This window comes from Curtobacterium sp. BH-2-1-1 (assembly GCF_001806325.1).
Lineage (GTDB): Bacteria > Actinomycetota > Actinomycetes > Actinomycetales > Microbacteriaceae > Curtobacterium.
The window spans coordinates 3,565,279-3,586,161 of sequence record NZ_CP017580.1; the positions used below are offsets into that span (position 1 = coordinate 3,565,279).

At 72.4% G+C, this 20,883-nt stretch carries 23 protein-coding genes; 15 read left to right on the forward strand and 8 right to left on the reverse strand.

Features of this window, described 5'->3' with window-relative positions:
- Positions 1 to 43 precede the first annotated feature (43 nt).
- From BJK06_RS16925 to BJK06_RS16935, 3 genes are read right to left on the reverse strand one after another with little or no spacing between them, the layout of a single operon-like run.
- On the reverse strand, positions 44 to 2,554 hold the full coding sequence (locus tag BJK06_RS16925) for an HAD-IC family P-type ATPase (protein ID WP_070418870.1): 2,511 nt from the start codon (positions 2,552 to 2,554) through the stop codon (positions 44 to 46).
- A complete protein-coding gene (locus tag BJK06_RS16930) occupies positions 2,551 to 3,411 on the reverse strand; it encodes a universal stress protein (protein WP_156794905.1) in 861 nt (286 codons plus the stop codon). The genes BJK06_RS16925 and BJK06_RS16930 overlap by 4 nt, the downstream gene beginning before the upstream one ends.
- A complete protein-coding gene (locus tag BJK06_RS16935) occupies positions 3,411 to 4,286 on the reverse strand; it encodes a universal stress protein (RefSeq protein WP_070418872.1) in 876 nt (291 codons plus the stop codon). Before BJK06_RS16935 ends, BJK06_RS16930 begins: the two co-directional genes overlap by 1 nt.
- A gap of 207 nt (positions 4,287 to 4,493) precedes the next feature.
- Between BJK06_RS16935 and BJK06_RS16940 the strand changes: the two genes are divergently transcribed.
- Positions 4,494 to 5,264: a universal stress protein gene (locus BJK06_RS16940; protein WP_181015111.1), complete on the forward strand. Its 771-nt coding sequence runs from the start codon at positions 4,494 to 4,496 to the stop codon at positions 5,262 to 5,264.
- Between the two features lie 21 nt (positions 5,265 to 5,285).
- Here BJK06_RS16940 and BJK06_RS16945 read toward each other — a convergent pair whose 3' ends face one another.
- Entirely contained in the window at positions 5,286 to 7,643 is a 2,358-nt protein-coding gene (locus BJK06_RS16945; RefSeq protein ID WP_070418874.1) for a phosphoketolase, read from the reverse strand.
- 186 nt (positions 7,644 to 7,829) lie between these two features.
- Between BJK06_RS16945 and BJK06_RS16950 the strand changes: the two genes are divergently transcribed.
- Complete coding sequence (locus tag BJK06_RS16950; RefSeq protein ID WP_070418875.1) at positions 7,830 to 8,672, forward strand: universal stress protein; 843 nt, start codon at positions 7,830 to 7,832, stop codon at positions 8,670 to 8,672.
- 23 nt (positions 8,673 to 8,695) lie between these two features.
- On the opposite strand, the gene BJK06_RS16955 is transcribed toward BJK06_RS16950, so the two are convergent.
- Positions 8,696 to 9,160, reverse strand: a complete 465-nt coding sequence (locus tag BJK06_RS16955) for a DUF2231 domain-containing protein (RefSeq protein ID WP_070418876.1) — start codon at positions 9,158 to 9,160, stop codon at positions 8,696 to 8,698.
- Positions 9,161 to 9,303: 143 nt separating this feature from the next.
- Between BJK06_RS16955 and BJK06_RS16960 the strand changes: the two genes are divergently transcribed.
- The 6 genes from BJK06_RS16960 (at position 9,304) to BJK06_RS16985 (ending at position 14,877) form a co-directional block, all read left to right on the forward strand.
- Complete coding sequence (locus tag BJK06_RS16960; RefSeq protein ID WP_070418877.1) at positions 9,304 to 10,023, forward strand: VIT family protein; 720 nt, start codon at positions 9,304 to 9,306, stop codon at positions 10,021 to 10,023.
- Position 10,024: 1 nt separating this feature from the next.
- Complete coding sequence (locus tag BJK06_RS16965) at positions 10,025 to 10,708, forward strand: response regulator transcription factor (RefSeq protein ID WP_070418878.1); 684 nt, start codon at positions 10,025 to 10,027, stop codon at positions 10,706 to 10,708.
- Positions 10,705 to 12,105: an ATP-binding protein gene (locus BJK06_RS16970; RefSeq protein ID WP_070418879.1), complete on the forward strand. Its 1,401-nt coding sequence runs from the start codon at positions 10,705 to 10,707 to the stop codon at positions 12,103 to 12,105. Before BJK06_RS16965 ends, BJK06_RS16970 begins: the two co-directional genes overlap by 4 nt.
- 128 nt (positions 12,106 to 12,233) lie before the next feature.
- Complete coding sequence (locus BJK06_RS16975) at positions 12,234 to 13,673, forward strand: ferric reductase-like transmembrane domain-containing protein (protein ID WP_156794906.1); 1,440 nt, start codon at positions 12,234 to 12,236, stop codon at positions 13,671 to 13,673.
- Complete coding sequence (locus tag BJK06_RS16980) at positions 13,670 to 14,119, forward strand: FMN-binding protein (protein WP_070418881.1); 450 nt, start codon at positions 13,670 to 13,672, stop codon at positions 14,117 to 14,119. Before BJK06_RS16975 ends, BJK06_RS16980 begins: the two co-directional genes overlap by 4 nt.
- Positions 14,116 to 14,877: an FAD:protein FMN transferase gene (locus BJK06_RS16985; RefSeq protein ID WP_258027661.1), complete on the forward strand. Its 762-nt coding sequence runs from the start codon at positions 14,116 to 14,118 to the stop codon at positions 14,875 to 14,877. The genes BJK06_RS16980 and BJK06_RS16985 overlap by 4 nt, the downstream gene beginning before the upstream one ends.
- 157 nt (positions 14,878 to 15,034) lie before the next feature.
- Here the strand turns inward: BJK06_RS16985 and BJK06_RS16990 are convergent, their stop codons facing one another.
- The 3 genes from BJK06_RS16990 to BJK06_RS17000 are packed head-to-tail and all read right to left on the reverse strand — an operon-like array spanning position 15,035 to position 16,593.
- On the reverse strand, positions 15,035 to 15,424 hold the full coding sequence (locus BJK06_RS16990) for a hypothetical protein (protein WP_070418882.1): 390 nt from the start codon (positions 15,422 to 15,424) through the stop codon (positions 15,035 to 15,037).
- Between the two features lie 9 nt (positions 15,425 to 15,433).
- On the reverse strand, positions 15,434 to 16,015 hold the full coding sequence (locus BJK06_RS16995; protein ID WP_139219831.1) for a hypothetical protein: 582 nt from the start codon (positions 16,013 to 16,015) through the stop codon (positions 15,434 to 15,436).
- Positions 16,012 to 16,593 (reverse strand): RNA polymerase sigma factor, encoded by a 582-nt coding sequence (locus BJK06_RS17000; protein WP_258027662.1) that lies wholly within the window; start codon positions 16,591 to 16,593, stop codon positions 16,012 to 16,014. Before BJK06_RS17000 ends, BJK06_RS16995 begins: the two co-directional genes overlap by 4 nt.
- Before the next feature lie 601 nt (positions 16,594 to 17,194).
- On the opposite strand from BJK06_RS17000, the gene BJK06_RS17010 reads away from it, so the two are divergent.
- The 7 genes from BJK06_RS17010 to BJK06_RS17040 all read left to right on the forward strand — a co-directional run bounded on the left by BJK06_RS17010 (position 17,195) and on the right by BJK06_RS17040 (position 20,817).
- Complete coding sequence (locus BJK06_RS17010; RefSeq protein ID WP_070418042.1) at positions 17,195 to 17,665, forward strand: Asp23/Gls24 family envelope stress response protein; 471 nt, start codon at positions 17,195 to 17,197, stop codon at positions 17,663 to 17,665.
- The gene (locus BJK06_RS17015; protein ID WP_070418041.1) at positions 17,662 to 17,853 is read left to right on the forward strand and encodes a DUF2273 domain-containing protein; all 192 of its coding nucleotides are present in this window, start codon (positions 17,662 to 17,664) and stop codon (positions 17,851 to 17,853) included. The genes BJK06_RS17010 and BJK06_RS17015 overlap by 4 nt, the downstream gene beginning before the upstream one ends.
- Positions 17,850 to 18,164, forward strand: a complete 315-nt coding sequence (locus tag BJK06_RS17020; RefSeq protein ID WP_070418040.1) for a hypothetical protein — start codon at positions 17,850 to 17,852, stop codon at positions 18,162 to 18,164. The genes BJK06_RS17015 and BJK06_RS17020 overlap by 4 nt, the downstream gene beginning before the upstream one ends.
- A gap of 9 nt (positions 18,165 to 18,173) precedes the next feature.
- On the forward strand, positions 18,174 to 18,749 hold the full coding sequence (locus BJK06_RS17025) for a DUF6286 domain-containing protein (RefSeq protein ID WP_070418884.1): 576 nt from the start codon (positions 18,174 to 18,176) through the stop codon (positions 18,747 to 18,749).
- A complete protein-coding gene (locus BJK06_RS17030; RefSeq protein ID WP_070418885.1) occupies positions 18,746 to 19,309 on the forward strand; it encodes a hypothetical protein in 564 nt (187 codons plus the stop codon). Before BJK06_RS17025 ends, BJK06_RS17030 begins: the two co-directional genes overlap by 4 nt.
- A gap of 64 nt (positions 19,310 to 19,373) precedes the next feature.
- On the forward strand, positions 19,374 to 20,186 hold the full coding sequence (aqpZ, locus tag BJK06_RS17035; RefSeq protein ID WP_083295352.1) for an aquaporin Z: 813 nt from the start codon (positions 19,374 to 19,376) through the stop codon (positions 20,184 to 20,186).
- Between the two features lie 91 nt (positions 20,187 to 20,277).
- On the forward strand, positions 20,278 to 20,817 hold the full coding sequence (locus BJK06_RS17040; RefSeq protein ID WP_070418886.1) for a DoxX family protein: 540 nt from the start codon (positions 20,278 to 20,280) through the stop codon (positions 20,815 to 20,817).
- Positions 20,818 to 20,883: the final 66 nt, after the last annotated feature.

The window sequence follows — 20,883 nt, forward strand, 5'->3', positions numbered from 1 at the left end:
TCCCGGCTGAATGTACTCCGTCGGCGGAGCGCGGCCGCGCGGATCACCGCGACGGTCCGAACCGGGCGGCGGCACGACGGACGTGGTGGGTGGCGTGGTGGGTGGCCGACGGCTGCCGGAACACGAAGCGGAACAGGAGCGCCTTCAACGCCTCGACGAGCGCGAGGTAGGCGACCGCGATGACGCCGATCGTCACGAGCAGCGGCCAGGAGAGCGACGAGAACCCGACCAGGGGTCCCAGGGGACTCAGCGGGATCGCGATCGCGACCGTCGCCGAGCCGAGCGCACCGAGGGCCAGCCAGCGCCCTGGGCGGCTCCGCCACGACGGCACCCGGTTCGTCCGGATGACGAAGACCACCAGCGACTGCGTGATGAGCGACTCGACGAACCAGACCGTGCGGAACTCGTCCGGACCGGCGTGCACGATGCCCAGCAGCACGGCGAACGTGACGAAGTCGAACAGGGAGCTCACCGGGCCGAACGTGAGCATGAACCGGCGGACGGCTCCGACGTCCCACCGCGACGGTGCGGCGAGGCGTTCGGGGTCGACCCGGTCGGTGGGGATCGTCAGCTGTCCGAGGTCGTACACCAGGTTGTTCAACAGGACCTGCGCGGGCAGCATCGGCAGGAACGGCAGGAAGCTCGCGGCGACGGCGGCGCTGAGCATGTTGCCGATGTTCGACGAGGTGCCCATCATCACGTACTTGAGGGTGTTCGCGAAGACTCGGCGGCCGGTCCGCACCGCGGTGGCGACAGCCGCGAGGTCCTTGTCGAGGAGCACCACGTCGGCGGCGTCCCGGGCGACGTCGGTCGCGGAGAGCACCGAGATACCGACGTCGGCGGCGTGCAGGGCGAGGGCGTCGTTCACCCCGTCGCCCAGGAACGCGACCGTCCGGCCGGACGCCCGCAGTGCCCGGACGACGACGGCCTTGTCGGCAGGGCGCACTCGAGCCACCACGCCGGCGGTGAGGACGCGTCCGGCGAGCTCGGACCCCGACATCTCCGAACCGAGCAGCGGAAACTCCACCGGGATGCCGACGCTCCGGGCGAGTTGCTCGGCGACCACGGCATCGTCGCCGGTCACCACGACGATCCGGACACCGAGACCGTGGAGCGCTGCGACGGCGTCGGCGACCCCGGGGCGGGGCGGGTCCTCGAACACGACGAAGCCGAGCAGGGCGAGTGCGGCCCCCGCAGCGTCCGGATCGGCGGTCCGGGTGTCGTGGTCGACGTCGGCGGCCGCGACGGCGAGCACGCGATGGCCTTCGGCGCGGAGCCGGTCGAGCACGGTCACCGCGGTGCTCGGGACGTCGCGGCAGTTCGGGACGACCACGTCCGGCGCACCCTTGACGAGGATCTCCCTCGATCCATCGGCCTTTTCGACGAGCGCGGAGGACCGCATGTGCTCGTGGTCGAACGGCTGCGTCGCGGCGACGTCCATCGTGGGGATCCCCGCCTGCTGCGCTGCGGCGAGTACCTCGCGGTCGAGGACGTCGGCGATCGAGGCGCCCGCGGCACCCGCAGCGGCGACGTCGTCGGGCACCGTCGCGCGCGCGGCCGCGAGCACCCTGGGGTCCGGTCGCCCGTCCTGACCGATCGCGCTGTGGAACCGTAGGCCGCCCGACGTGAGCGTCCCGGTCTTGTCCGTGACGAGCACGTCCACGCCGCCGAGGTCCTCGACGCAGACGAGGCGCTTCACGAGGACGTCCGATCGCTTGAGACTGCGAGCGCCTGCCGCCAGCGCCGTGCTCACCACGGCAGGCAGGAGCTGCGGCGTCACACCGACCGCGATCGCGAGCGCGAACAGCACGGTGGTGAGGAGGGGCCGGGAGAACGCGATGCCGGAGACGACGATCAGCAGCATGAGCACGACGGCGATCCAGACGAGGACGACCGAGAAGCGCGCGAGGCCCGCCTGGAACGACGTCTCCGGCGCACGGGTGCGGAGCCCCGCCGCGATCCCGCCGAACTCGGTTCGGGCCCCGGTGGCACGCACCTCGGCCTCGGCGGAACCGGCGACGACGACCGCGCCCTGCAGCACCCGGTCGCCCGTGGCACGCGCGACCGGTCGGGACTCACCGCTGAGGACGCTCTCGTCGCAGTGCAGATCCGTGGCCGAGACGACGACGCAGTCCGCGGGGACGATCGAGCCGACGCCGAGGCGCGCGAGGTCGCCGACGACGACCGACCGGACGTCGACGGTGGTCCAGGCGTCGTCGCGGAGCACCCGGGCGGTGTGCCGGAGCCGATCGCCCATCGCCGACGAGACGAGTGCCGATCGGTACTCGTTCCAGGCACCCAGCCCGACGCTCAGCGCGAGGATGACGAGGATGACGACTGCGTCCTGGACTTGTCCGAGCGCGCCGGACACGGCAGCCGTGACGAGGAGGAGGACGAGCACGACGTTGCGGAACTGGCTCCCCACGATCCGCCAGAGGTTCGGGGACGACGACGCGACGACGTTGGGCCCGTCCACGGCGAGCCGACGGGCGGCGTCGGTCGCACTGAGTCCGGGCGAGCGCGACGCCTCGGTGACGACGGGTGGCGTCGTCATCGCCCGTCCAGGGTCGGCGTCCGCAGGGGTGCGATGCACACCGGTGTCCGTGAGGCGGCGATGAGCTCGTGCGCGGTGGAGCCGAAGAACAGACCGCCGAGCACGGAGCGGTGCTGCCGTCCGAGGACGATCACCGAGGCGTCGGGCGCGTGTCGTCCGAGGACCTCCGAGGGGTCACCCTCCTCGAGCAGCGGTCGATGCTGGAGGCCGGGGAACCGGATGTGGAGGAGCCGTTCGGCGTCGATGAGGATGCTGCGGGCGTGTTCCTGGATCAACTTCGGGTCCTCGAGGACGCTGAGCCCCCCGACCCGGGCGCTCACCGGCGCCTTCCACGCCCGGACGAGGGTGAGCCGCCGGTGGTCCCGGACAGCCTGCGCGCCGGCGAACCGGAGCGCTGCGTCACCGCTCGCGTCATCGACACCGAGCAGGACGTCGCCGTGGCTCGGACGCCAGTCCTCGGGCACGACGACCGTGGGGACGGTCGACAGCGTCGGGACGCGCTCCGGCATCCAGCCGTCGAGCGCGGTGCGGACGCGGTGCTGACGTCGGGAGCCGATGACGAGCAGGTCGGCCGTGGCCGCGGTCTCGACCAGGACGCGGTCCGGCGCCCCGAACAGCGTTGCCGTGGTGACCCCGACCCGGGGGTGCGCACCCGTGAGGCGTTCGGCAGCCCGGTGCAGTCGTCGGTCGAGTGCGGGCACGTCCCCGCCCCAGCCGTTCGCGACCGTGACGATCTCGATGCGGCTGCCGGGGATCACCCGTCGCACCGCCACCCAGTCGACCGCGCGGTCACTCGCGTCGTGTTCGTCGACGCCGACGACGATGTGCTCGGTCGTGACGGCGTTCCCGTCGCGCATCACCGCGCCTCGGCGTGTGCAGGCTCGCCGGTGCGGTCGTCGGACCCGGTCGCCCGGCGCGGCTGGGGGACGATGCACACGGGCGCGTGTCCCCGGTGCATGAGCCGCTCGCCGACGGACCCGGCGAGGAAGCCGCCGAGGGCGGTCCGGTGGCGCCGTCCGACGACCACGAGGGACGCGCCGCGGGACGACTGCAGCATCACGTCGCGGGGCTGGCCCTCGACCGACGACCCGTCGACACGCAGCGCTGGGTGCGCCTCACCGACCGCCCGCAGAGCCGCGCGGAGTTCGATGTCGGCCTCGTTGGACCAGAGCACGCGGTCCTCCTCGAGGTAGATGTTGGCGTACGGCGCCATCGCGGTCGGGACCGCCCATGCCCGGACCAGGGCGAGGTCCTTGCCGCGTCGCTCGGCGACGTCGGCGGCCCAGGCGAGCGCGGACGCGGCAGACCGGCCGTCGACCCCGACCACGACCGGCCCGTCGCTGCGCTCCCACTCCTCCGGGACGACGACGACCGGCGTTGTGGCGTGCGCCACGACCCGTTCCGCCACCCGCCCCGTGATGGCTGCGGTGAGGGTGTGCACCTGCCGTGCGCCGATCACGAGGACGTCACCGAGCGCGGCGTCCGCCACCAGCCGGTCGGCGGTCGGACCGCCCGTGACGTCGTGCGTGACCGCGAGATCCGGGTACACGGTGCGCAGTCGCTGTTCGGCGGCGTCGAGCCGGTGTTCCGTCCGGGTCAGCGCCTCGCCGTAGAACTCGCTGACGGTCAGCAGCCGGACACTGTCGGCCGCCGGGTCAACCGTGTCCACGGTCCACTCGACGGTCTTCCAGCCGGCGACGGTGTCGTCGATCGCAACGGTGTACGCGGTCATGATCGCTTCCTTCCCTGGCGGATGCACGGTGCGTCGCCAGCGGCTCGCACCGCTTCGGTCGACGCGACGCTACGGTGCCCGGACGGTGCCCGGGCAGGGTCCAAGGTCCTGCTCGGGCCGAGGGACCAAGGCCACTGGTCGGAGGCCCGCTCCGCGCGGAACGTACCTCGGACGACGCCCGGAGCGGTGCCGGGAGAGGTGCCGACCATGACCACGCGGATCATTCTGGGTTGGGACGGCGGGACGGGGTCCCGCGCCGCACTGCGGTGGGCCACGGCGCGGGTGACGGGCTCCGTGGGACGGCTCGTCGTCGTGCACGCCGTGCCCGATGACGCGGGATCGCCGGCGCTCAGCGACGCTGACCTCGGTGTCCGCACCGGCGTCTCAGCGGCCGCGAGCGCGCACGGCATCGACCTCGACGTCGAGGTGCACCGCGGGGGCCCGGTCGCAGTGCTCCTGGGAGCGGTCGACGCCGAGTGCGTCCTGATCGTCGGCCACGACCTCGTGCTCGACGCCCGCGGTCGGCGTCCGTCCATCGCCGCGCGGCTCGTGGACGCTGCGCCGTGCACCGTCGTCGCCGTGCCGGCGGACGCGCCGATGGGACGCGGTGTGGTGGTCGGCGTGGACGTGCGGTCCGCGTCGGACGCCGCGCTCCGGTTCGCGGGCCAGGAGGCGCGGCGCACCGGTACGACGCTGCGTGCGGTGGCCGTCTGGTCGCCACCAGGGCACGACGAGGAACACGCGCGTCGTCGCGAACTGCAGATGCTCGAGGAGCGCGTCGAGGACGCGCTCCTCGGCCTGCTCGACGTCGACGTGCACCGCGAGCTCGTCGAGGGCCCGGTCGCCCGCCGCCTCGTCGACGCGGCGGACGGAGCGGCGCTGCTCGTCCTGGGCACCGGGCCGCACCACCGACAGCGCGGGACCGTCGTCGACCAGGTGATCCGCGCCTCCCGGACCGCCGTCGCGATCGTGCGCTGACCCCGTGAGCGGTCGCCCTCGTCATGCCGACCAGCGCCAGTCGGCCACCGACGGCACGTCCTCCCCGTGGCTGCGGGTCCACGCTCGTGCCTCGGTGCGCGCGTCCTGCATCCGCTGGCGCAGCCCGGCGTACCGGACGGCCAGCCCAGGGACCCGGTCGAGCACGTCGATGACGAGGTGGAAGCGGTCGAGGTCGTTGAGCATGAGCATGTCGAACGGGGTCGTCGTCGTACCCTGCTCGACGTACCCGCGGACGTGCATGTCGGCGTTCGCGGCTCGGCGGTACGTCAGCCGGTGGATGAGCCACGGGTACCCGTGGAACGCGAAGACGACCGGACGGTCGCGCGTGAACAGGGCGTCGAACGCCTCGTCCGGCATGCCGTGCGGGTGCTGCTCGGGGCTCGTCAGGCGCATCAGGTCGACGACGTTGACCACCCGGACCCGGAGTCCCGGCACGTCGTCGCGGAGGATCGACGCCGCTGCCAGGACCTCGAGGGTCGGGACGTCACCGGCGCAGGCCAGCACCACGTTCGGCTCCTCGCCGTCGACCTCGGTGCCGGCCCACGGCAGGATGCCCAGTCCGCGGGTGCAGTGCGCGACGGCTTCCTCGGCCGTGAGGAGGTCCGGCGTCGGCTGTTTCCCGGCCACCACGACGTTGACGTAGTCGACCGACCGGAGGCAGTGGTCGAAGGTCGAGAGCAGGGTGTTCGTGTCGAACGGCAGGTACACGCGGACGACCTCCGGCCGCTTGTTCATGACGTGGTCGATGAACCCGGGGTCCTGGTGCGAGAGCCCGTTGTGGTCCTGCCGCCAGACGTGCGACGAGAGCAGGTAGTTCAAGGACGAGACGGGCCGCCGCCAGGGCACCTTCCGGCTCTCGGCGAGCCACTTCGCATGCTGGTTGAGCATCGAGTCGACGACGTGCGCGAACGCCTCGTACGTCCCGAACACGCCGTGGCGTCCGGTCAGCAGGTACCCCTCGAGCCAGCCCTCGCACTGGTGCTCGCTGAGCATCTCCATCACGCGGCCGTGCGGTGCCAGGTGTTCGTCGGTCGACCGCACCTCGGCGTTCCACTGCTTGTCCGTCACGTCGTACAGGGCGTCGAGCCGGTTCGATGCCGTCTCGTCAGGACCGAAGACGCGGAAGGTCGTCGGGTTCGCCCGTGCCACGGCGGCGAGCCAGCGGCCGAGCACCCGTGTCGGCTCGCTCGAGGTGGCTCCGGGGCGCTCGACCGCGACGGCCTGGTCCCGGAAGTCGGGCATGCGCAGGTCGGTGCGCACGAGGCCACCGTTCGCGACCGGGTTCGCGCTCATCCGCAGGTCCCCTGCCGGCGCGTGGGCGCGGATGTCCGAGGCCGGGGAGCCGTCGGGTCCGAACAGTTCCTCGGGGCGGTACGAGCGCATCCACTCCTCGAGCACGGCGAGGTGGTCTGCCGAGTGCCGCGGATCGGACAGCGGCACCTGGTGTGACCGCCAGCTGTCCTCCGCGGGCTTCCCGTCGATCACCGGCGGACAGGTCCAGCCCTTCGGCGTGCGCAGCACGATCATCGGCCACCGCGGTCGTCCCTCGAGCGTGCCGGTGCGTGCCGCACGGCGGATGCGCTCGATCTCGTCGAGGACCACGTCGAGGGTCTCGGCCATCCGCCGGTGGACCGCTTGCGGGTCCTCGCCGTCGAACCCGCCGGAGACGACGAACGGCTGGTGGCCGTACCCGCGCATGAGGTCGATGAGCTCGGACTCGGGGATGCGCGCGAGCACCGTCGGGTTCGCGATCTTGTACCCGTTGAGGTGGAGGATCGGCAGGACGACCCCGTCGCGGAGCGGATCGACGAACTTGTTCGAGTGCCAGCTCGTCGCGAGCGGACCGGTCTCGGCCTCGCCGTCCCCGACGACGGCTGCGACGAGCAGTGTCGGGTCGTCGAACGCCGCGCCGTACGCGTGCGACAGGGCGTAGCCGAGCTCACCGCCCTCGTGCATCGAGCCCGGTGTCTGCGGAGCCGCGTGGCTCGGGATGCCGCCGGGGAACGAGAACTGCCGGAAGAGTCGTCGCATGCCGTCCTCGTCCTGGGTCACCGCCGGGTACAGCTCGCTGTAGGTGCCGTCGAGCCAGGCGTTCGCGACGACGGCAGGCCCGCCGTGTCCGGGGCCGCAGACGAAGAGCGTGCGGAGCGCCCGTTCTCGGATCACGCGGTTGAGGTGCGCGTGCACGAAGTTCAGCCCCGGTGTCGTCCCCCAGTGCCCGAGCAACCGGGGTTTGACGTCCTCCGGGGTGAGCGGACGTCGGAGCAACGGGTCGTCGAGCAGGTAGATCTGTCCGACGGCGAGGTAGTTCGCGGCGCGCCACCACCGGTGGACCTGTTCGATCGTCGTGTCGTCCATGCGGTGCTCCTCGTCGTGGGCGGGCGGCGGGCCCGCACCGGTCGACGCGACGGTGGCACGGTCTTCGGATACTCGGCAGGGTCTTCGGTCCCGACGGACGTCGTGCGGTCCGTCGGGGGACCAAGGACCTGGCGGAGCCATGACCGGACCAGCAGTGTCGGGACCGAGCCCGACGAGAGGACCGCCATGCCCGAGCCGACCTGCTGGACCGTCGCCGTGGACGACTCGGACGCGGCGTGGAACAGCCTCGACTGGGTCGACGGGGTCGTGCAGGACACCGACACCGTCCGGCTGGAGACCGTCCACGAGCCGCGCGGCGAGACCCTCGACCGTTCGACGGGACGACTCACCATCGCCGAGCACCGACTCCGGGAGCGCCACCCAGGGCTCCGCGTCGAGCGTGCCGTCGTCAGCGGGCCCACCCTCGCGCGCCTGCTCGACGACGCAACCGACACCGACGTCCTGGTCATCGGCGGGCGTCGGTCCGAGCGCCTCTGGGCGTCCCTCACCGGCCGCGTCGCTGAACGGGTCGTCGCACACGCCACCGCTCCGGTGGTGGTGGTCCCGGAACACTGGCGTCCCGGTCGCGTCGACGACGCGGTCGTCGCGGGCGTGGACGGCCGAACTGCCTCGTCGGCGCTCGGGTTCGCTGCCCGGTACGCGCAACGCTGCCGCGACGGACTCGTCCTGGTCCGCGCGTGGGAGCCGCCGACGAGCGTCTCACCGTTCGGTGCGGTGTACCTCGAACGAGACCGCCCGCTGTGGGAGCACGAGGGACAACTCGAACTCGACGCGGCGATCCGGGCGGTGAGCCGATCGCACCCGGAGCTGCGCATGCGTGGTGAGCTCCGGCAGGGCCGACCGTCCGAGGTGCTCATCCGCGCCGCCACCACGGCTTCGCTCGTCGTCGTCGGCCGTCGCCACGGCTCGGCGCTCGGGGCGTTCCTGACGGGGTCCGTCGGCGAGGTGCTCCTCCACCGTGCCTCGGCGCCGGTGTGCGTCGTACCGCCGGCGGACGTGCCCGGATGAACGTGGTGCTCCAGAGGCCTCCGCTACCCCTTCCAGACGGACTCTGCTCCGGCGTGGCCGATGACGACGACCTCGATGATCGAGACGACGGCGACCAGCACGAGCAGCACCGGTCCGACGATCCCGACGGCCCGCACCACGCCGACGCTCGTCACCCGGGCGGTCCCGAACCGGTGCCAGCCCCACCAGAGCGTCAGGAGCACGAAGACAGCGATCGACCACGGCAGCATGCCGTCGGCGAGCTCGGTGTGCCGTTCGAGCAACGCCGTCTCCTTCTCGTGGTGCTCCAGCCACTCGCCGGAGGACGTTGCGAGCGGGACGGACACCAGCGCGACCAGCCCGATGATCGGCGCACCGACCGCGAGCCACCGTCGTGCTCTCGGCCACACGGCGACGGCGATCGCGGTCAGGGCCGCGACCGGGACCGCGACGGAGGTGAGGTGGACGAAGAGGGGGTGGAGCGGGATCCCGCCGAACTGCCAGTCCATGTCGGCCTTTCACGTCGTGCGCCGATCGACACCGGCGCTGTGGCTCCAGCCAAGCGCTTCCGGGCGCCGGCATCGTTCGAAACCTCACACGAACACGACCCCGCGCTCGAACACGACGGGCACGACCTGGTTCGATCAGGACCATGACCGCACCTGAACCCCACCCCGGTGAGGCGCACGACGGCGACCTCGCCGCACGCCTGAACTGGCTGCGCGCCGGCGTGCTCGGCGCGAACGACGGCATCGTGTCCACGGCGTCGATCGTCGTCGGTGTCGCCGGGGCGTCGACATCGGTGCCCGCCATCGCGACCGCCGGGATCGCCGCACTCGTGGGTGGCGCGGTCTCCATGGCGCTCGGGGAGTACGTGTCGGTGAGCAGCCAGAAGGACAGCCAGCGGTCGCTCATCGAGAAGGAGCGCCGGGAGCTGCGGGAGGACCCGGTCGCCGAGCTGGAGGAGCTCACGCAGCTGTGGCAGGCACGCGGGCTCCAGCGGGCGACCGCCGAGACCGTGGCGTCCGAGCTCACGGAGCGTGACGCCCTCCGCGCGCACCTGACGACCGAGCTCGGGATCGACGAGGACGAGGTCGTGAGCCCGTGGCACGCGGCGTTCGCATCGGCCGCTGCGTTCTCCGTCGGCGCCGTCCTGCCGTTGCTCGCGATCCTGCTGCCCCCGGAGTCGGTGCGGGTCTCGGTGACCTTCGTCGTCGTCCTCCTCGCCCTCGCGCTGACCGGCGCGACCGGTGCGCGGATCGGCGGCGGATCGGTGGGGCGCGCGACCGTCCGCGTCGTCCTCGGAGGAGCGCTCGCCCTCGCGGCGACGTTCGCGATCGGGTCGCTCCTCGGGACGAGCGGGGTGGTGTGACATGGCGAACATCCTGGTGGTCGAGGACGACCCCGAGATGGGTGTGCTCGTCGAACGCGGGCTCGTCGGCGAGGGGCACGCCGTGACCGTCGTGTCCGACGGCGTCGCCGCGCTCGTCCAGGCCCGCGCGCAGTCCTTCGACGCGGCCGCGATCGACGTCATGCTCCCGGAGATGTCCGGGTTCGAGGTCTGCCGTCGGCTGCGCGAGATGGGCGAGGACTTCCCGGTCGTGCTCGTCACGGCGCGCGACGCGGTGGACGACCGGGTCTTCGGGCTCGACTCCGGCGCCGACGACTACCTCACGAAGCCGTTCGCGATCGCCGAGCTCAACGCCCGCATCCGAGCTCACCTGCGCCGTCGCGCGGCGGGGACCGCGACGGTCGTCGAGGCCGGCTCGGTCCGACTCGACACCGTCGCCGTCCGCGCCGCCGTGCGCGGGCGTGACCTGCCGCTGAGCGTCAAGGAGTTCTCGCTGCTGCGGTTCCTCATCCAGGGCTCGCCGGCACCGCGGACCCGCGCCGAGGTCCTCGAGGAGGTCTGGGGAAGCGCCGAGCACTTCGACCCGACGATCGTCGACCAGTACGTGAGCTACGTCCGCAAGAAGCTCCAGGCGGCGGATGCCGACGTCGCGATCCGCACCGTGCGCGGCGTCGGCTACGCGCTCGAGGTCGTGCCGACGGCATGAGGGTCCTCCGCCGCCTCTCGATCAGCGCGCGCATCACGCTCGGCAGCCTCGTCGTGGGCGCCGTGGTCCTCTCCGGGATCGCGGTCGTGCTCCACGTGCAGATCGAGCGGGCGACGATCGCGACCGACGAGTCCCTCGCCGCCGGGGACGCCGCGCCGTTCGTCTCCGACCTCCGGCACAACCCGGACGAGGCGCCGGACCGCCCCGCCGAGGACGTCCTGGTCGGGATCCGGACCTCCTCCGGTTCGTGGCTCGTCGACTCGCTGCCGCGGGACATCCGGGCGTCGCTGCCGTCCGGTGTCCCCGACGACGAGGTCACGCTCCGCCTGCACACCGGGCACCGGCTCGTCACCGTCGTCGGGGTGCCGGTCACGAACGACGACGGCTCTGCGGTCGTGTGGGCGGCCCACGACGGCCGTGCCGGGCAGGAGACACTCGAGCGCGTGGACCGCTCGCTCGTCGTCGGGACGGTCCTGGCGCTCGTGGCGTTCGCGGCGACGGCCTGGCTGCTCTCGACGCTGGCCCTCCGACCCGTGGGGCGGATGCGGCGGACCGCCGAGGACCTGAGCGCCGGGACCGCGGGCGGCCACCTGCCGGTCGGGACCTCGGACGACGAGCTCGCCGGCCTCGCCCGGACGCTCAACGCATTCATCGACCGGCAGCGCGAGAACGCCGAGCGGGAGCGGCGGATGGTGTCCGACGCCAGTCACGAACTCCGGACACCACTCGCCGCCCTGACCGCTCGGCTCGAACTCGCACACCACTCGTCGGGCGATGCCGAGGCCCTCGAACGCGAGCTGCGCGGCGCCGAAGGAGACGCTGCGCGGTTGGTGGCGCTCGCGAACACCATGCTCGAGCTCAGCCGGCTCGACGAGTCCGGTCCCGCACCGTCGACCCCGGCGGCCGCGCTCGTGACGGAGCTGATGGGCTCGATCGACCGCGCACGAGCACTCGGCGGTGCCGTCGACCGGGACATCGACTTCACGGCGGCACTCGACGCTCCCGACGAGCGGTACGCGCTCGAGCCCGCGGCGTTCGCCCGGATCGTCGACAACCTCGTCGCGAACGCGATCGCCGCGGGGGACGACGGCGGTGTGATCCGGGTGACGCTCGTCCAGGACGCATCGCACGCGCTCGACCTCACCGTCGTCGACGACGGTCACGGTGTCCCCGAGGACTTCCTGCCCCAGGCCTTCGAGCGGTTCGCCCGGGCGGACAGTGCGCGGCGTGCGGTGCTCGGTGGCAGCGGACTCGGTCTGGCGCTCGTGCGCGGGATCGCCGAGCGGGCCGGTGGATCGGCGTCGCTCCGGAACGGAGAGAACGGAGAGAACGGCGAGAACGGCGAGAACGGCGAGCACGGCGGCGCGATCGCGACCGTCCGGTTGCCCGCGACCTGACGCGGATCCGACGCCGGCGCCGATCACTCGAGGTCTCGAACGAAGCGCACGTCCCGTTCCGGGTTCCTCCATAGCTCCGATGCCGATGCTGTGAGCCACCCGATCACATGCTGGAGAGGAACGAGCCGATGATCGACACCGCTCGCCCCACTGCTCGTCCCGTTCCGAGACCCATCGGAGACGACGAACCCCTCGAGGTCGCGGCCCGTCGTCGCCGCCGAGCCGGACGCCGCCGCCGCACCGTCACCGACCTGCTCGGGATCCTCGCCTGGGTCTCGGCAGCGGTGGCCGTCATGCTCTGGCTCGTGTCACCCGGATCGCACACGGTCGTCGGCATCGGCGGCTGGCTCACCGACGCCGGGATCGTCGCGGGACTCGTCGCGACCGACCTCGTGCTCGTCATGCTCGTGCTCGCCGCGCGCGTGCCGCTCATCGACCGGACCTTCGGCCAGGACAACGCCATCGCGGTGCACCGGTCGCTCGGGAAGCCCGTGCTGTACCTGCTGCTCGCGCACGGAGCGCTCCTGACCCTCGGGTACGGCGCCTCGGCGGGCACCGGGCCGATCGCCGAGACGATCGCGCTCTTCTCCACGCCGGACATGCCGCTGGCCTACCTCGCACTCGGACTCTTCGTCGCCGTGGTGGTGTCCTCGCTCGTCGCGGTCCGCCGTCGCCTGCCGTACGAGGCCTGGCACGTCATCCACCTCCTCAGCTACGCCGCGGTACTCGTCGCGCTGCCGCACATGCTCAGCGTCGGCAGTGTCCTCGCGCAGGGCACGTGGCAGCGGGTCTACTGGATCGCGCTCTACGTCCTGGCCCTCGGCCTGATAGCCCTGTACCGGTTCGCGCTGCCCCTCGTCGTGACGCTCCGCCACCGCATCCGTGTCGTCGGCGTCGAGCCCATCGCACCGGGCGTCGTGTCGATCCACCTCGCCGGACGGGACCTCGACCGCCTCGGGACCGAGGGCGGGCAGTACGGGGTGTGGCGCTTCTGGACCGCCCGCACCTGGTGGCACGCCCACCCGGTGTCGTTCTCCGCCGTCCCCGGCCGCGATCGTGCCCGGATCACGGTGCGCGACCTCGGCGCCGGCTCCGCGCGACTCGGCCGGATCACCCCGGGTGCGTTCGTCTCCCTCGAGGGCCCCTACGGCCTGTTCACGAGCCGGGCTCGGACCGCTCCGTACCTCGCCCTCGTCGCCTCCGGCATCGGGATCACCCCCGTGCGGTCGCTGCTCGAGGACACCGACCTCCGTCCGGGTGAGGCCACCGTGCTGCTGCGCGGGACCGACGCCGACCAGCAGTACCTGTGGCACGAGACCGCGGACCTCGCCGAGGCGACGGGCAGCCGGCTGTACACGATGGTCGGTCACCGGTCCCGCTCCCGCGAGAGCTGGATGACCGAGGAGGACGTCCGGCGCGGGGTCTCCCTCCGGTCCGTGTTCCCGAACCTGCTCCGGTCCGACCTGTACGTGTGCGGGCCGCGTGCCTGGTCCGACCTCGTCGTCCGCGAAGCACGGCTCGCGGGCGTCCCCGAGCACCAGATCCACCAGGAACGGTTCGAGTCATGAGAGCGCGCATCATCGCCGGCGGGGTCGTCTCCTCGATCGCGGTCCTGGTCATCGGGTGGCAGCTCGGCGGCCAGCCCGCGGTCACCGCACCAGCACAGCAGAGCACGACGTCCGGTGCCGGCACCACCGGCAGCAGCACCGGCACCGGCACCACCGGCGGGTCCTCCGCCACCGGCACCTTCACCGGCGACACGACGCAGACCCGGTACGGCCCGGTGCAGGTCCAGATCACCGTCGCGAACGGGACGATCACCGACGTCACCGCGCTGCAGCTCACGAACAGCGACGGGCGGTCGGTGCAGATCAGTCAGCAGGCGGCCCCCATCCTCCGTCAGGAGGCGCTGCAGGCGCAGTCCGCGCAGATCCAGTCCGTCAGCGGCGCGACCTTCACCAGTGAGGGCTACACGACGTCCCTCCAGTCCGCGATCGACAAGGCCGGACTGTGAGCGGCGTCACCACCTTCGAGACGATGGGCACCGTCGTGAGCCTCCGGGGAGCCACCCCGGGGGCCGCATCCGAAGTGCGCGCCGTCTTCGCCGGCTACGACCACCGATACAGCCTGTACGACCCGTCGTCGGTCCTCAGCAGCGTCGCCGACGGTTCGGTCCGGCTCGCGGACACCCCGTCCGAGGTGCGTGACGTCTACGCGCTCGCGCTCGACTGGCGGGAGCGCACCGGGGGCGCGTTCACCCCGCACCGCCCGGACGGCGTGATCGACCTCTCCGGCGTCGTGAAGGCGCTCGCGATCCGCGACGCCGGAGCCGTCCTCGACGCCGCGAGCAGCAGCGGCGACTGGATGGTCAGCGCCGGCGGCGACGTGCTCGTCCGCGGCCACCACCGCGCCGACGACCCCTGGAGCGTCGGCGTCGTCGATCCGGCCCACCGGGACACCGTCGTCGGCGTCGTCCGGCTCGAGGCACCTCGTCGTGCCGTCGCGACCTCCGGCACCGCCGAGCGCGGCGAGCACATCTGGCGCCGGGCGACCCCGACGTTCGTCCAGGCGACGGTCATCGCCGACGACATCGTCACGGCGGACGTCCTCGCGACCGCGGTCGTCGCCGGCGACGAGGACGACCTCCGGCGGCTCACGAGCGACGCCGACGTCGACGTGCTCGCGTTCGCCGCCGACGGCACGGTCTGGGCGACCCCCGGCGCCAGGTCGGCCGTACGCACCGAGGACGGGGCGACGTCCGCCGCGACCTGACGCGTCGAGGTGGCGGCTGCGGTCGATCGTCGCCACACGAGCACGGAACGACAGGACGACCGCCTCGTCCGTGACCACGTGCGGACGGGAGGCGCGGTGCGGGCCCGCACCGCGCCTCCCGTCCCTCCGCGGTGCGTCGAGGGCCGCACGGCCCCCGTCAGCCGGGTGTCGCGAAGTGCTCGCCCGCATCGGGACCGGCCGATTCGTCGACCGGTCCGCCGATGCCCTCGACGAGCCGGATCGTCACCTCGACCAGGTCGGCTGGGGCGCCCGTCCGCTCGTCGACCAAGTCACGGATGCGCTCGCCCACCTCGCGGACCGTCTCCGGTGCCGGACGTGCGTCGTCGACGGCGATCCCCGCCCCGATCCGGAGCGCCGAGCCGTCGCGGTGCACGTCGACGAGCACGTCGGGCTCCTGCAGCGCGAAGGTCGACGCGACGGCCTCCGCGGCCGCGTGCACGATCGGCCTCGTCGGGTACACGCCCGTGACGCCGGGGACGCTCCGGATCCGGTCGGTGAGGGCTCGGGACAGCGCTTCGTCGCTCACGTCGGACTCCTACGGCAGGTAGACGTCGTCGAACACCACGTCGACGGACGCAACGGTCAGGGTGGTGTGGCGTGCGAGCGCCGCGGCGATCCGCACCCGGAGGCGGTCGGCGGTCTCGTCCGCGGGCGCCCCGTAGACGAGTCCGGCGGTCACGCGCACGTGGACCGGGGCGCCGGGGTCGCCGAGCTCGCCGTCGAGTGTGCAGCTGCCCATCACGACCCCGCCCATCGTGTCGCCGGTCCGCCGGACCAGTCCACGGACGGCCGCCTCGGTCATCGACAGGCGGAGTCGGGGATCGGGGTGGGGGACGGGCACGTCACGACCGGGGCGGACCTCGGAGCGGATCGTCGCGAGCAACCGGTCGACCCAGTCGGTCTCGCGGTCCGGTTCGGCGTCGGCCCGGTGCTGCAGGGCGCCGAGGGAGAGTTCGCGCAGCCGCTCCATGTTCGACAGGGCGAGACGGCACGAGGCAGAGCCCTCGATGGCGGGGTCGCGTGGTGACCGGCCACGATCGAGGTACTCCGCGAGCTCCTCCATCGTGTGGCCGTCGAGGTCGTCCTCGGGCACGGGGACATCGTCGATGTCGCTCATCGCCATGCCTCCATCTCCACGGTCAGGAACCGACGGGCACGAGCGAGCAGCCCACGCACCGTCGACACCGGCAGCTCGAGTTCGTCGGCGATCTGCTGGTAGCTGTAGCCGGCCGTCTCACGCAGGAGCCAGCACCGCCGCTGGTCTGCGGGGAGGCGGTCGAGCGCGGTCCACATCGCGTCGAGCTGCATCCGCGTCTCGACGATACGCTCCGGCTGCCGAGCGACCTCGGCCGGGTGCTGCACGGTGTCGACGTCGTCGTGGTGTCGTCGTCGGCGGAGCCGGTCGAGCGCCTTCCGGGTGACGATCTGCATCACCCACGGACGGAACCGGGCCGGGTCGTTGAGGTCGGACAGTCGACGCCAGCCGGTCAGGAAGGAGTCCTGCACGACGTCGTCCGACTCGACGTTCGAACCGAGCATCTGCTCGGCGTAGAGGCGCATCACCGGGCCGTGGCGGCGGGCGAGGACCTCGAACGCTCGCACGTCGCCCTCGGCGGCACGGACCACGAGCGTGGCGTCCTCCGCACGCAGGAGGGGATCGTCGTGGTCCATCCCCGCCTTCCGGTCGTCGTCCACGGTCGCCGTCCGGTCGTGGTCCGTCCACCCTGCACCGGCCGGCGGCGAAACGCCCGGGCGGACCGGAGGCCGACCGTTTCGTGACGGAACCGGGTGTTGCGTCGTCTTCTCCGCGGAATGATCGACGACAGCAACGCCACGTACCCCGCCGACCCGGCCCCGAGCGGCGACGGGAGCGGCCGGCTTCCCCGCGACCCCTGCCTCAGCGTCTTCGACCGCTGGCGGTGCGGACTTGCCGACGGACACGGGGGACACCACGAATCGGTCCTTCGGGGTTCGGTGACGCGGTGGAACGAGGGCATCACCGGCCGTCGGCTCAAGGACCTGTAGCCAGTACTCCCGTCGCCGGCGCGCCGCACGCTCGAGTCCGTCCGGGCGCGGGATCGCGCGGGAACAGGACAGCACGCGCGACGCCGCGGCCGCTTTGCGCGCCGGGTGCGGTCGCCGTGGTCGGTGGGGGACAAGAACGCCGTCCGCCGACCCCGTTCCTGGGACATCGCTGAACAGCACGGTGCGGGTGTGACTTCCGTCTGGTGGGCCCCGTCTCATCCGTGAACAGCAACCGCTGGGAACGCCCGGCGGGTCTACGGAAGGAACGAACATGGCTGACACCACGACCACCACGACTGCTTCGGCTGCGACGGCTTCGGGGGTCGCTCGGAACACGGGCACCCACACCGGCGGCGTCACGGGCAAGACCACGATCGACGACACCGTCGTGTCGAAGGTCGCCGGGATCGCTGCGCGTGAGGTGAACGGGGTGCACTCCCTCGGCAACGGTGCCGCGCGTGCGATCGGTGCGATCCGTGACGCGATCGGGCAGCGTGACTTCGGGCAGGGCGTCAAGGTCGAGGTCGGCGAGAAGCAGGTCGCCGCGGACATCGTGATCGTCGCGGAGTACCCCGTCGCCCTGCAGCAGGTCGCTGACGGTGTCCGCGCCGGTGTCGCTCGTGCGCTGGAGCAGATCGTGGGCATGGAGGTCGCCGAGGTGAACGTGACCGTGCAGGACGTGTTCATCCCGGGTGACGACGACGACAAGGACGACGAGAAGAAGGAAGCGCGAGTCGCATGAGCAACACACTGATCGGAGCCCTCATCGGGGCGATCCTCGCCGTCGTGGCGTTGCAGTTCGGGTTCTGGGGCTTCGTGCTCGTGGTCGTGTTCGGTGCCGTCGGGGCTCTCGTGGCCGCGCTGGTCACCGGCCGCATCGACCGGGGTGCCCTCGCCGACGTGCTGACCGGACGCCGGAGCTCCCGGTGAACGCCGGCCCGGACGTCCCGGGCCGTGTCGAGATCACCGCTCGCGCACTGACCTCGCTGGCGCGGGCCGTCGCAGCCGAACGGCTCGGCGCCCCCGCCAAGCGGGTGCGCGTCGGTCTCGGCGACACCGCCGGCGCGCTCGCGCTCGACATCACCGGCCCCATCGCCGCGGGCGACGACATCGTCACCCGCACCGCCCGGGTCGCGGACGAGGTCAAGGGCCGGGTCGGGGAACTCACCGGCCGCCGCGTCGGTAGTGCCCACATCGAACTCACCGGGATCGTGCGCGAGCACCAGTCCCGGATCGCTTAGGAGGCCATCATGAGCAACGGTTCCGTCGAACGACGCATCCGTCGCCGGAGCGTGCACCGCTCCCGCTCGACCGCCGTGGCGGTGGCGCTCGTGGTGCTCGCCCTGGTCGCTGCGTGGATCGGCACCGAAGCGGTCCTCGCCGCCATCGGCCGGCCCCCGCTGCTCGCCGACCCGCAGACCGTCGTCGACGCCGCGCTCCGCCCGGACGCCGCGTTCGTCACGATCGCGGAGGTCATCGCCGTGGTTCTTCTGGTCCTCGGTGTGGTCCTGATCGTCCTGGCCCTGAAGCCCGGCCGGCAGCACCGCTCCGTCATCGACCACGACCGTGGTGCCGTCGTCATCGACACCCGCATCCTCGCCTCCACCGCCGCGAACGCCGCGGGAATGGCCGCCGGTGTCCCGGAGGGCAACGCCTCCGCGACCGCCCGCGGACGCTCCACCACGGTCCGTGTGGTGCCCGTCAGCGGGATCCCCGTCGACGACACCGTCATCCGCGACGCCGTCCGGGACCGCCTGTCCGGGTTGGACGAACGTTTCGGCCGACGCGTCAGCGTCACGGTCGAGGAGAAGGGAACCCTCGCATGACCAAGAGCAACCGGACCCTGAACCGGATCATCCTGTTCGTCCTCGGCCTCGTCGCGGTCATCGTCGGCATCACCATCGGCGCGGGCGTCCTGCCCGCCGTCCGCGACGCCGTCGAACCCTACGCGACGCTCCCGAACCGGCTGAGCGTGCCGGCGTCGTCGCTGTGGATCATCGTCGCGGTCTGCGCCGTGGTGATCGTCCTGGCGTTGGTGTGGGTGTTCACCCGTGGTGGGGGCGGCACGTCCGTCGCCGTCCGGGAACGCTCCGGCGACGACCAGGTCACCGTCAACGTCGCCCTCGTCCGCGACGTCGTCGACCACGAACTCGACGGCGTCCGCGACGTCATCAGCGCCCGCGTCGACACGTACCTCGTCCGCCGGCAACGCGCCGCACGCATCCGCGTCGCGGTCCGCCGTGGTGGTGACGCCGTCACCGTCCTCACCGCCGTCGACCGGGCCATCACCGTCCTGGACCGCACCCTCGGCCGGCAGATCCCCGTCCTCGTCCACCTCACCGGCGGCACCCGCTCCACCCTCGCCAAACCCACCCGCGTCCACTGACAGCCGTCGGAACACCGACGACCGGCCGGAACACCGACACCCGCACCGAACGGAGAACACCACGATGGCGAACCGCAACCACGACCGCGCCGCGGACGAACCCGTCAGCGAGTCCACGTCCGAGCAGCGACGCGAGGACGCGGCCGCCTGGTCGCCGGTGGCCCGGTACGCGTCCGAGCTGTTCGGCACGTTCCTGCTCGTCCTCGGCGGCGTCGGCACCGCGCTGTTCGCCGCGAACGTCCCGAGTGCCACGGACAACCAGCAGGGCGTCGGCTACCTCGGCGTGGCCCTCGCGTTCGGTCTCACGCTCGTGGCCGGGATCTCGGCCGTCGGGCACATCTCCGGCGGTCACTTCAACCCCGCGGTCACGCTTGGTCTGCTCGCCGCGGGCCGCACCGATGCCCGCCACGTCGCCGGCTACATCGTGGCCCAGATCGTCGGTGGGCTCGCCGCGACGAGCATCATCGCCGCGGTGCTCTCCGGCAAGCCGGGGGCCTTCGCGGCCGCTCGTGACGGGGGCTTCGCCTCGAACGGGTACGGATCGGCGAGCCCCGGCGGGTACGGCCTCGGGTCGGTGTTCCTCGCCGAGGCGGTCCTGACCGGTGTCTTCATCGCGGTGATCCTCTCCGTCACTGCCAAGAAGGAGTACCAGGCGGTCGCACCGTTCGGGATCGGGCTCACCCTGACGCTGATCCACCTCGTGAGCATCCCGATCAGCAACACCAGCGTGAACCCGGCGCGATCGATCGCTGCCGCCGTCTACGGCGGGGCGACACCGCTCGCGCAGCTCTGGGTCTTCATCGTCGCCCCGATCGTCGGTGCCGTCGTCGCCGGTGTGATCGTCCGCGTGAGCGGTCGGCGCCAGCTCACCAGCTGACGACCACCGCATCGCGGGATGCCCCGCCGGTCCACACCGGACCGGCGGGGCGTACGTTCTGCGACACCGCTACCGACCACCGGGAGAACGCATGAGCGCACGCACCACGACCGCTTCCGTCACCGCCAAGACCCTGCTCCGCATCGCCCTCGGCGCCGTCCTCGTGTCGCACGGCTCCCAGAAGCTCTTCGGCGCGTTCGGCGGCGGCGGGATCGATGGAACCGCCCAGGGCATGCACCAGATGGGCTTCCGGCCCGGCCGCCGCAACGCCGTCCTGGCCGGGATCGGCGAGGCTGGCTCCGGTGCCGCCCTCGCGCTCGGCCTGGCGACCCCGATCGCCGGTGCGGGTGCCGCGACGACCATGGGTGTCGCGTCGAGCGTGCACACCCCGAACGGCTTCTTCAACGCCGACGGCGGGTTCGAGTTGCCGGCGTTCCTCGGCTTCTCGGCGGCGATGTTCGCCCTCGGCGGCCCCGGTCCGGTGTCCCTCGACCACGCGTCCGGCCACGTCTTCGACCGTCCGTGGCTGCGGGGACTCGCCCTCGCGGCGGTCCCTGTGGCGATCGCGGTCCAGGTCGCGCAGCGTCGGAAGGCGCTCGCCTCGGAACCGGCGGCTGCCGACGAGTCGTAGGACGTGACGGACGGGAGGCGCGGTGCCAGCCCGCACCGCGCCTCCCGTCCGGGCACTCGCCGGCGA

Excerpts from the sequence above, each read along its gene's own strand:
- BJK06_RS16925 (WP_070418870.1), bottom strand. The coding sequence starts at position 2,554 with ATGACGACGCCACCCGTCGTCACCGAGGCGTCGCGCTCGCCCGGACTC.
- BJK06_RS16930 (WP_156794905.1), bottom strand. The coding sequence starts at position 3,411 with ATGCGCGACGGGAACGCCGTCACGACCGAGCACATCGTCGTCGGCGTC.
- BJK06_RS16935 (WP_070418872.1), bottom strand. The coding sequence starts at position 4,286 with ATGACCGCGTACACCGTTGCGATCGACGACACCGTCGCCGGCTGGAAG.
- BJK06_RS16940 (WP_181015111.1), top strand. The coding sequence starts at position 4,494 with ATGACCACGCGGATCATTCTGGGTTGGGACGGCGGGACGGGGTCCCGC.
- BJK06_RS16945 (WP_070418874.1), bottom strand. The coding sequence starts at position 7,643 with ATGGACGACACGACGATCGAACAGGTCCACCGGTGGTGGCGCGCCGCG.
- BJK06_RS16950 (WP_070418875.1), top strand. The coding sequence starts at position 7,830 with ATGCCCGAGCCGACCTGCTGGACCGTCGCCGTGGACGACTCGGACGCG.
- BJK06_RS16955 (WP_070418876.1), bottom strand. The coding sequence starts at position 9,160 with ATGGACTGGCAGTTCGGCGGGATCCCGCTCCACCCCCTCTTCGTCCAC.
- BJK06_RS16960 (WP_070418877.1), top strand. The coding sequence starts at position 9,304 with ATGACCGCACCTGAACCCCACCCCGGTGAGGCGCACGACGGCGACCTC.
- BJK06_RS16965 (WP_070418878.1), top strand. The coding sequence starts at position 10,025 with ATGGCGAACATCCTGGTGGTCGAGGACGACCCCGAGATGGGTGTGCTC.
- BJK06_RS16970 (WP_070418879.1), top strand. The coding sequence starts at position 10,705 with ATGAGGGTCCTCCGCCGCCTCTCGATCAGCGCGCGCATCACGCTCGGC.
- BJK06_RS16975 (WP_156794906.1), top strand. The coding sequence starts at position 12,234 with ATGATCGACACCGCTCGCCCCACTGCTCGTCCCGTTCCGAGACCCATC.
- BJK06_RS16980 (WP_070418881.1), top strand. The coding sequence starts at position 13,670 with ATGAGAGCGCGCATCATCGCCGGCGGGGTCGTCTCCTCGATCGCGGTC.
- BJK06_RS16995 (WP_139219831.1), bottom strand. The coding sequence starts at position 16,015 with ATGAGCGACATCGACGATGTCCCCGTGCCCGAGGACGACCTCGACGGC.
- BJK06_RS17010 (WP_070418042.1), top strand. The coding sequence starts at position 17,195 with ATGGCTGACACCACGACCACCACGACTGCTTCGGCTGCGACGGCTTCG.
- BJK06_RS17015 (WP_070418041.1), top strand. The coding sequence starts at position 17,662 with ATGAGCAACACACTGATCGGAGCCCTCATCGGGGCGATCCTCGCCGTC.
- BJK06_RS17025 (WP_070418884.1), top strand. The coding sequence starts at position 18,174 with ATGAGCAACGGTTCCGTCGAACGACGCATCCGTCGCCGGAGCGTGCAC.
- BJK06_RS17030 (WP_070418885.1), top strand. The coding sequence starts at position 18,746 with ATGACCAAGAGCAACCGGACCCTGAACCGGATCATCCTGTTCGTCCTC.
- aqpZ (WP_083295352.1), top strand. The coding sequence starts at position 19,374 with ATGGCGAACCGCAACCACGACCGCGCCGCGGACGAACCCGTCAGCGAG.
- BJK06_RS17040 (WP_070418886.1), top strand. The coding sequence starts at position 20,278 with ATGAGCGCACGCACCACGACCGCTTCCGTCACCGCCAAGACCCTGCTC.